The following is an 874-nucleotide window of genomic DNA, read 5'->3' on the forward strand; positions in this document are numbered from 1 at the left end:
TTAGGCCGTCAATCGTCACTGGATCGTCGTTGTTGTGGATCTGCAACACCAGGGTTGCGGTGCTGGTGTCGCCATCGGCATCGGTCAACGTGTAGGTGAAGTTTTCCGTGCCGTCGCCACCACCGGTCAGCGCTTTGAAATCGGCGTCGGTGGTGTTCAGGGTGTAGGTGTAAGTGCCGTTGGCGTTCAACACCAACGTGCCGTAAGTCCCAGCGAATGTGCCTGGAGTGATCGGGCCAGTGGCGACACGATCGGCGCCTTGCACATCGTTGGTCAGCACGTTGCCATTCAGCGTCAGCAAGGTTTCGGACGCGGTGTCAGCGTTGCTGTCGTTAACCGCCTGCGGCACATCGTCGATGACGTTGACGTCCAGCGAACCGGTCGCCGTGGTGCCGTTATCGTCGACTACGGTGACGGCAAATTGCTCAGGCAGGTTGTTGGCGCCGTCGGCATTCGCGTGGGTTTCAGTGGCGTTCAATGTGTAGCTGTAACTGACAACGCCGGTGGTTGCGTCGAACCCGGTGATGGTCAGCGTGTTGCCCAAACCGGTGGCGATTGATTGCGGGAATCCGGCAGACACGCCGCCGCTGACGACAGCGATTCCGCCGACGGTCAGGGTTTGCACGCCGTCCAGCGCGGTGATGGTGAAGGTGCCGTTTTGGGTCAGCGCAGTAGAGTCCGGTGCGCTGCCGAGTTCGAGGTTTTTCTCGAAAACCGTGAGTTCGCCACCAGCGACATTCAGGCCGTCAATCGTCACTGGATCGTCGTTGTTGTGGATCTGCAACACCAGGGTTGCGGTGCTGGTGTCGCCATCGGCATCGGTCAACGTGTAGGTGAAGTTTTCCGTGCCGTCGCCACCACCGGTCAGCGCTTT

At 59.8% G+C, this 874-nt stretch carries 1 protein-coding gene; it reads right to left on the reverse strand.

All coding sequences use genetic code 11. The annotated features are described in order from the left end of the window. Positions 1-874 (reverse strand): Ig-like domain-containing protein (locus BI292_RS11680; protein WP_218563484.1); only part of this gene is annotated, 874 nt, incomplete at both ends.

Origin of the sequence: Pseudomonas sp. 43NM1 (assembly GCF_002836905.1) — a bacterium.
In the GTDB taxonomy this organism is placed as follows: Bacteria; Pseudomonadota; Gammaproteobacteria; order Pseudomonadales; family Pseudomonadaceae; genus Aquipseudomonas; species Aquipseudomonas prosekii.